The 8,161-nt window shown below is 58.4% G+C and carries 7 protein-coding genes and 1 pseudogene; 2 read left to right on the plus strand and 6 right to left on the minus strand.

Annotation, left to right across the window (positions count from 1 at the left end; genetic code table 11):
- Nucleotides 1–30 precede the first annotated feature (30 nt).
- Entirely contained in the window at nt 31–627 is a 597-nt protein-coding gene (locus C9413_RS23255; protein WP_281408668.1) for an isochorismatase family protein, read from the minus strand.
- A gap of 106 nt (nt 628–733) precedes the next feature.
- Complete coding sequence (locus tag C9413_RS23260; RefSeq protein WP_040114540.1) at nt 734–1,666, minus strand: VOC family protein; 933 nt, start codon at nt 1,664–1,666, stop codon at nt 734–736.
- Nucleotides 1,667–1,785: 119 nt separating this feature from the next.
- Between C9413_RS23260 and C9413_RS23265 the strand changes: the two genes are divergently transcribed.
- Both C9413_RS23265 and tnpB read left to right on the plus strand, forming a co-directional pair.
- A complete protein-coding gene (locus tag C9413_RS23265; protein WP_040114541.1) occupies nt 1,786–2,685 on the plus strand; it encodes a LysR family transcriptional regulator in 900 nt (299 codons plus the stop codon).
- A 572-nt stretch (nt 2,686–3,257) separates the two neighbouring features.
- A pseudogene (gene tnpB / locus C9413_RS23270) lies at nt 3,258–3,430 on the plus strand (IS66 family insertion sequence element accessory protein TnpB); the annotation flags it as partial.
- Nucleotides 3,431–3,738: 308 nt separating this feature from the next.
- Here tnpB and C9413_RS23275 read toward each other — a convergent pair.
- The 4 genes from C9413_RS23275 to C9413_RS23290 form a co-directional block, all read right to left on the minus strand.
- Complete coding sequence (locus C9413_RS23275) at nt 3,739–5,076, minus strand: epoxide hydrolase (protein ID WP_052451732.1); 1,338 nt, start codon at nt 5,074–5,076, stop codon at nt 3,739–3,741.
- A 432-nt stretch (nt 5,077–5,508) separates the two neighbouring features.
- Nucleotides 5,509–5,856: a cupin domain-containing protein gene (locus tag C9413_RS23280; protein ID WP_133939355.1), complete on the minus strand. Its 348-nt coding sequence runs from the start codon at nt 5,854–5,856 to the stop codon at nt 5,509–5,511.
- A gap of 104 nt (nt 5,857–5,960) precedes the next feature.
- Nucleotides 5,961–6,728 (minus strand): alpha/beta hydrolase, encoded by a 768-nt coding sequence (locus tag C9413_RS23285; RefSeq protein ID WP_040114543.1) that lies wholly within the window; start codon nt 6,726–6,728, stop codon nt 5,961–5,963.
- 50 nt (nt 6,729–6,778) lie between these two features.
- Nucleotides 6,779–8,161, minus strand: a 1,383-nt coding sequence (locus C9413_RS23290) for a thioredoxin family protein (RefSeq protein ID WP_170250959.1), incomplete at its 5' end; no start/stop codon positions are given.

Genomic DNA, 8,161 nt, shown 5'->3' on the forward strand with positions numbered 1-8,161 from the left:
GTGGGGACTGCCAATATCGGTGCCTGCCCGTCAGCCCCCGTACGCCCCGCCCCCGAGGGTGTACCCCCCCGCGTGGCTTTCCTGGCGGGCACGCCCGCTCCCCCTTCCCGCCAGGCCCTGTGCCCGGGTGCCGGGACCGCCCCCCGCCTGCACCATGCGGTCCATGGCGTATTTGTGCGCGTCGACAGACGTGCCGCCGGAGGCATCCGCGACCATGTAGATTTCATAGTCGGTATCGTTCATGCAGGAGAGGGCGAACGTCGTGTTGCAGACCTCGGTCCAGAGACCAGCGACGACGATCTTCTTGCGGCCGTTGGCGGCGTTCTTGGCAAGTGCATCGCGGACGTTCTGATCGTCCCAGGAGTTCATCGAGGTGCGCTCGAGAATGTCGTTGTCGGGGACCACGGCGAGCAGTTCGGGAAAGGTGTTGCCCGAGAAAGAGTCGGTCTCGACGGTGGTGATCGTGGTCGGGATGTTGAAGATCCTGGCTGCTTTGGCAAGGCCCACGACGTTGTTCTTCAAAGTCTGGCGATCGATCGACTGGACGCCGAAGGCCATCTGGGGCTGCTGGTCGATGAAGATGATCTGGCTGTTCTGCGGGGTCAGGACCTGAAGCTTGTTAGACATCTCGTGTTTTCCTTCTAGTTGGATTGAAGATAGCAATGGGGCAGGGGTCGCTGCGCGTCTTGAACGTTGGGACGCTGGATTGTCGGAAAGCGACCTGGCTGGAACATTAGGCCGCAAGTGGCGCAAGCTCGGCCTCGATTTGGGCACGGTAGGGCTCGTAGCGGCCCGGTAACTTCAGAGCCTCCCCAAGGTGCGCTGTGTCTTCGTCGCGGTTGAAACCGGGTTCGTTGGTGGCAATTTCGAACAGCACGCCGCCGGGGGTGCGGAAGTAGATCGCCCAGAAGTAGTCGCGGTCGATGACCGGGGTGACCTGGTAACCGGTGTCCATCAGGGCCTTGCGGACTTCAAGCTGTTTTGCGCGATTCTCGACAGCGAAGGCGATGTGGTGAACCGAACCCGCGCCCTGCCTTGCGAAAGGCGTTTGTGGAAGGGCCTCAAGGTCGATCGTGTCGGCACCATTGCCGCCGGGGATAACGAACCGGGTGACGGCACCTTCGGTCTCAGTGCGCTGGTAGCCCATGAACTCGAGAAGCTCGGTGGTGGCAGCCGTGTCGTGGAGACGAAACCGTGCCCCGGAGAAGCCCCGGATGGCGAAGCTGTCATCAATTCCGGCACCACTCCACGCTGTACGGACGTCGCCGGCCGTTTCGATCAGGGCAAGGCCTTCACCATCCGGACCGATAAAGCGCAGGCGGTTGGCGCCGAAGATTTTATCTGCTTCGAGGAGATTCGTATCTTTCGCGCTCAGGCGATCCTGCCAGAAGGAGAGCGAGCCTTCCGGGACGGCGAACTGTGTCTCGCTGACTTCGCCAACGCCGGCCCGGCCGCGCATCGCGTCAGGGAATGGAAAGTAGGTCACGACCGTGCCAGGAGTGCCATTTTCATTGCCGTAGTAGAGGTGATAGACAGTCGGGTCATCAAAGTTCACGGTCTTCTTGACCCTGCGCATGCCGAGGGTCTCAGTGAAGAAGGCGTTGTTCCGGCGGGCTTCCGATGCCATGGACGTGATGTGATGCAGTCCCTTGATGTCCCTGATCATGATGCTTGTCTTTCCGCAGCTGCGCTGTTCGTGTGGTGTGATTAAAAACCTACGCCAGTTGATCAGCGGTCGGAATTGCAATAAAACTTGCGAGTGAATTGCGCAGGATGAAATAATAGATGAACGACTATAAGGCTCTGAGGACCTTTCTTCTGGCTGCCGAGAAGCGCAACTTTGCGCAAGTCGCGCGCGAACTCGACATGACGCCCGCAGCGGTCACCAGAGCGATCGCCGCCTTGGAGGAAGACCTTGGGGTGCAGCTCTTTGTCCGAACCACGCGTCAGGTGTCGCTGACGACCGAGGGGGCGATCTACGCTGCGCAAATCCAGCCGGCGATGGCTGCGCTGGAGAATGCCCGCAAGGACGTGATGAACACGCACAAGGCCGATCACGGTCGGCTGCGGATCAGCGCGCCGACCTGGTTCGGCCAGCAGGTGCTTCCTCCCATCCTTTCAAGCTTCCAGGAGCGATTTCCCAAGATCAGCTTTGAAATCTCCCTCGCGGACGGTCTCGTGAACATCATCGACGATGACTACGACCTCGCTATCCGCATCTCGGCTGCACCGTCCGACAAGTTCACAATCTGGCGGAAGATCAGTTTCGTGCGCCGTATCCTCGTCGCCGCTCCAGGGAGCCGATTCGTAAACATGAAGCATCCCAGCGAATTGACCCCTGACGACTGCCTTGCATACAGCGGCGAGAGCAAGCGGGAGAACTGGGCGTTGTCGGACGGCAGTGGCAGTACCAACATCTCAGCAGGCCGCGCGTTTAGCGCCAACAGCGGCGAAGTCCTCGCAAGCATGGCTGCCGACGGGGCGGGTGTCGCCATGCTGCCGAAGTTCCACGTAGCCGAACAACTGCGCACCGGACGGCTAGTCCACGTCCTGCAGAACTGGTCGCCGCCGGATTTGTGGCTGACGCTCTACTATCCGCCCTATCAAGCGCTGCCCCCGCGCATCGCATCGTTTTCGAAATTCTTCGAACAACAAGTACCAGCGTTTATGACGGCAATGGAATGACCTTCGCCGTGATAATGTTGGACTGCGCTGCTATTACAAAAGCCGTTTAAAACAATTCTAGATCACCAATCTTGCGGCCTCCTCCCCCACTTACGTTCCGCATCATTGTGGGGTCGTGGAGCGATCATCACGGGCTGCGTTCGTGAATTTTGTTTGTGTCTAGAGAATGATCTCACGCCAGCGGTAATCACCTCGATCAAATGGAACATGACCCAGCGCTAAACGTTGAGTGATGTCGGAGTGTATCTACGAGTAAATACACCGTACCGGGCACTCCTAGGAGACGTAAATGGATATCACCACACTTCTCATCATAGTTCTGATCGTTGTTCTGCTTGGCGGCGGCTGGTACGGCCGAGGGCGCTGGTATTAAGCGAGGCGGAGACTTGTCCGCGACGTGAACAGCTCGGTCATCGCCCGACGCTGGGGCGTCAACCGCGGATTGGCGGCGCGAGGCCGGGCTGACTTCTTGACGATCGGCGAAAGCCTGGTCGCGCCCGAGTTGGCGCAGGCGAGGGTGGCGGCGTTGCGGGGACGCCGATGTTGCACTTTCGCCGAATGGCGTGAAGATCATGGTAGCGACTGCAGCCTATCGACTTTCGGCGCGGCATGAATGCTCTGGTGGCGCTTGGTATTGTGGCGACGTGTTCGTGTTCCGCGCCAAGTATCTCGATCGACTTCGCTGAAATTACTGGGATCAGGCATGATCCTGGCAACGAAGTGGCTCGAGGCGGGCAAGTTGGTCATCGCGTGCTTGAAGCAGGAGAGAGGCGCATCGCATTACAAATATAGGTGATAAAAATAGCCGGCCTGGGCCCGATCGCTGTCGTAAGCCCAAATCAGGCAAGACGACCACTTCTGTCGTTGATCACCGGTATGTCCCCATCGAAGTTCGATTGCCGCTCCTAGACCGGAAGATTTCATCAAGCCAGCGAATGTGACAAACAGCACATTGCTCGAGGCGCGGCGCGGCAGCTCAAGAATCCGAATGAGCCGCATACATGTTCGCGGCCCGAAATGAGGGGGGCCGCGATTACTACGTGTTAGCTGATATTATCGGACAGACTTGAACGCTGCGCGCAACTCTTCCGCAAAGAGCCGGGGCTGTTCCCACGCAGCAAAATGTCCACCTTTCGCTACCTGATTATAGTAGTACAAAGTCGGATACGCTTGCTTGCTCCAGCTCTCAGGTGCCTTGTAGATTTCCTTAGGAAATACGGAAATGGCAACCGGTATTTTGATTTCTTTGGTCCTTTGCGCCTCGGCGCTGAAGTTGTTGTTGTTGTTTTCCCAATAGAAACGAGAGGATGACGCTCCGGTGTTCGTCAGCCAGTACAAAGTGATGTCATCGAGCATCTCGTCCTTGGACAGGACACGCTCAGGGACGCCATCACTGTCGCTCCACTGGGCAAATTTTTCGTACATCCATGCGGCAAGACCCGCGGGCGAGTCTGACAGCGAGTAGCCAATGGTCTGCGGGCGGGTCACCATCATCGCACCGTACGCGGCATTGCGTCCAAAAAATGTGCTAAGCGACTGGAAGGCTTCGCGTTCTGATGTCTTCAGGTCAGACGGGGCGGGGTCGCCGCTATTGATCGCTCTAATCAGTTCGCCTGGAACCGTTGCGGGCATATTGAGATGTATCGCACGCAAACCCTTTGGTGCCTGGCGAGCCAGCGCATCGGATACTACCGAGCCATGATCCCCACCCTGGGAAACGTAATGCTCATATCCGAGCCTCTTCATGAGGGTGTCCCAAGCCCGTGCAGTGCGATCAGGACCCCAGCCCAAATCCGTCGGCTTCCCAGAAAAGCCGTAGCCGGGGATGGAAGGGATGACAACATCAAATGCATCCTCGGCGCGGCCGCCGTAACCTGTGGGATCGGTAAGAGGGCCGATGGACTTAATGAACTCGAATGTTGAACCGGGCCAGCCGTGAGTGAGAACCACGGGGAGGGCGTTGGGGTGACGGGAGCGAACATGGATGAACTGGATCTCGACCCCATCGATCGTTGTGATGAATTCCGGCAATGAATTGAGCTGCGCCTCGGCTTTACGCCAGTTGTAATCAGTGCCCCAATAGCGAACCAGTTCCTGAACTTGCGCCAGTTGAATACCTTGCGAGGAATCATCGACGGTTTCCCTGTCGGGCCAGCGTGTCTCGGAAATGCGCTTGCGTAAATCATCGAGTTGAGATTGTGGGACGTTAATATGGAACGGACGGATACTCTCATCCGAGCTGGTACTCTTTGCCGACGTGGCCGAAATGGCATCGGCGGCGATTGCCGGGAGGACGTATCCCGCAGGAACGAGCATGAGGGAGCCAACCGCAACTGCAATCAGGCGGCCAGCGAAATGGACTCGAATAGAGGCGATTTCAGTTCTAGTCATAAGATACTCTCCGTTGTTTTGCCTGTTGGTGACGGAGAGCAGGCTAGAGGGCGGACGTATCCAGCATGTTTTGAAAATTTGCCGGAAGTGTATCAGAGCGTAGCGTCGTGATCGTGAGCCCGCTCTACACATCGGTCGCAAAAGCCATTTTGTATCAGGGACTTGACAGTATGGTGAACACTGCGGCTCTGCAGGCATCCGGATCAGGCGACTGTAGGGCTAGGGATCGACTTGTTTGCTTGATCGAATGTGCTCGCGAAGGGGTTAAGAGCGGTACGGCCTCGCTGAGGCAAATCTTATCCTGCCGACCCAGACGTCATTTTTGGCGAAGTGTGTTCTGGCAATGCCGAGCGGCGATAGCTGTCGTGTCTTGGACAGTGCCGACATGCGCAGGCAGCGCCACTGCTCCCTGCGCATGTTGCGGATAAGTCGTTATTTTGACGGTACGACCAGAGTCTGGCCTTTCTTGACGATATAGGTGGCAAGCTCCGAGGCTTTGCCAGTGCCTACATTTTGCGCCGAATGAGCAACGCCGGTCGGAATGAAGAGTGATTGACCTGCGGAAAGGGTGACCGGCTCGCGTCCGTCTAATTTATACTCAAGCGCCCCTTCGATCACGTAGGCTATCTCTTCACCGGGGTGAGAATGCCTGGCGGCCAGAACACCCGGGAGAAAGTCGACACGGACCTGCACAACTTCGTGGGCGGGCACGTCGATATCGCTCTTGATGAGATCCGTGCGTAGCAGGGGTTCATCAGCGAACGCCTGCAACGGCGTCATTCCGCTGCTGAGAAACAGGAGGGTTGCGACAAATGCGTTGATCGGTTTCATGCCTGTGTCCTTTCAGGATACTTGTGAAGGAGATCGTGGGTGCGGGGATGCGCCTACCTGCTCTTTGCACCAACTTGCCGCGCCGCTGTTTCGATGACGTCGGCAACCTTCTCGGCTTGCGACGCGAACACGGCGTGGCTTGCCTTGATCTCGGTAACCACGCTGCCCGCGCGCTTAGCCATTTCGCGTTCCAGTTCAGGATTGATTGAGCGGTCTTCGGAAGCAACAATTGACCAGCTCTGCTTTATCTTCCAAGCGGGATCCCCGACCTTGGCGGAAAACGCTTCCTTCGAGGCGTAGACCTGAGATCTCGCCAGAAACGCTGCGTCGTCTTTCGGCAGGTCCGCGGCGAAGTCATTCGCGAACGCGGCGGGGTCGAGATAGACATATTTGCCATCCTTCGTTTCGCGAATATTCATGCCGCCGGCCGGCTTGGAACTTGCGAGGCTGAGGAGGCTTTCGCCACGGTCCGGCTGGAAGGCTGCGACATACACGAGACCAGCGACAATGGGACTGTGGCCAGCTTCGGTGATCACCATGCCGCCATAGCTATGACCGACGAGAAGCGTTGGGCCGTCCTGCAGGTCGAGCACCCGATTGGTTGCGGCGATATCGTCGGCAAGCGACGTGATCGGCTCCTGAACAATCGTGACATTGAAGCCTCGCTCGACGAGGATATCAGATGCCTTGCGCCAGCCCGAACCATCGGCGAGCGCACCATGGACGATAACGATGTTTTTCACGTCGGCGGCCTGTGCCGCGAAGGCAATCACGCTCGTGGCGAAGGCGAGTGCTAGGGTCGAGATGTAGTGGCGGTTCATGGGTTTGACTCCTGTCTGTTGTGGGTTGTTTTGGTAAGGGAGATGAAGTTTCAGCCGAAGGTGAAGGCGTAGGCTTCGACGCCTGGATCGAGGAAACGGATTTCGAACGTCCGTTCGTTCACGTCGCCGGACTGGCGGACGAGTTGGTAGAGCCTGGTGGACATCACCGTGCCCTGGCCGTCGGCGTCGGTATCTGCGCCATGGTTTGGTCCGGGAGCCTTGCCGTCGATCGTCACCTGGAAGCGGACCGGCTTGCCGGCAGCACTGGGTCCGAGAACCAGATGCAGGTCGCGGGCGCTGAATCGGTAGACGATGCTACCATCCGGCTGGTTCAGGACGGCCTGCTCAGCGCCAACCGTCCAGGTTCCGGAGAGGCCCCATTCATTCAGGCCCGGTTTGTCGATAGAATACGCGTTGGCGGCGTCGGCACGGAGGTTCTCCGGAGAGGCGAAGCTGGTGGCGCGTTTGTATCCGAGATAGGTTTCGCCCGAACGGACGTTCTTGAGGTCCGGGCTGGCCTCGGCTCCTTTGGCGTCCGGGGTCACTGGCGCAGTCGAGGGCATCTCGCTGCCGGCTTCGCGCAGAAGGTCCTGGATCGCCTGCTCGGTCTGGCGGTAGTTGCCTTCGCCGAAGTGGTGGTAGCGGATATTGCCCTTTGCATCGATCAGATAATGCGCTGGCCAGTAGCTGTTCTCGAAGGCGCGCCAGATCTTGTAGTCATTGTCGATCGCAACCGGATAGCCGATCTTAAAATACTCGACCGCCTTTTTGACGTTGTCGATCTTTTTCTCGAAAGCGAATTCGGGGGCGTGCACGCCGATCACGACCAGGCCCTGATCCTTATATTTTTCCGACCAGGCACGGACGTAAGGCACGGTGCGAATGCAGTTGATGCACGAGTAGGTCCAGAAATCGACGAGGACGACCTTGCCGCGCAGCTGTTCAGTCGTCAGCGGCGGCGAGTTCAGCCATTCGACGGCGCCATTTAAAGACGGCGAACCACCTTCGATAGGCAGGCTGCTGCGAAATGGTCGGTTCCTGTCAGCGATGGCAGCCGTCGCGCCACGATCGGCAGCTTCTACGGACGAGTTCGCCGCGGGCCTCTTGTGCAGTTGGTCAAGCACGGTCTGTTCGAAGGCGGCTGTGCTGGTATAGGAAAGCCGTGCCAGGAGGCCCGTATCGAGACCGAGCGCAATGACGGCAACGCCGGCCAGGACCGCGGCACCCAGCATCTGGCGAAGACGCTCGCTTACGCCGAGCGACCGCGTCATGCCGGCAAAGATATAGCGCCCGACAAGAAGGGCAAGGCGAAGCGATGTAGCGGAGCTAGCGGCATAGGAGAGGAGGAGGAAAGTAGGGTGGAGATTGGGGCGTGGCAGTGACGGAGCGGTAAGCAGGAGGCGGAGGAGAGGCCAGGCGCAGGGGGGAGAGGA

Source organism: Rhizobium sp. SEMIA 4085, assembly GCF_013004495.1.
Classification (GTDB): domain Bacteria; phylum Pseudomonadota; class Alphaproteobacteria; order Rhizobiales; family Rhizobiaceae; genus Rhizobium; species Rhizobium gallicum.

What these genes read in the sequence shown, in the direction of transcription:
- C9413_RS23255 (WP_281408668.1), bottom strand. Translation starts at nt 627, where the DNA reads ATGTCTAACAAGCTTCAGGTCCTGACCCCGCAGAACAGCCAGATCATC.
- C9413_RS23260 (WP_040114540.1), bottom strand. Translation starts at nt 1,666, where the DNA reads ATGATCAGGGACATCAAGGGACTGCATCACATCACGTCCATGGCATCG.
- C9413_RS23265 (WP_040114541.1), top strand. Translation starts at nt 1,786, where the DNA reads ATGAACGACTATAAGGCTCTGAGGACCTTTCTTCTGGCTGCCGAGAAG.
- C9413_RS23275 (WP_052451732.1), bottom strand. Translation starts at nt 5,076, where the DNA reads ATGACTAGAACTGAAATCGCCTCTATTCGAGTCCATTTCGCTGGCCGC.
- C9413_RS23280 (WP_133939355.1), bottom strand. Translation starts at nt 5,856, where the DNA reads ATGACGCCGTTGCAGGCGTTCGCTGATGAACCCCTGCTACGCACGGAT.
- C9413_RS23285 (WP_040114543.1), bottom strand. Translation starts at nt 6,728, where the DNA reads ATGAACCGCCACTACATCTCGACCCTAGCACTCGCCTTCGCCACGAGC.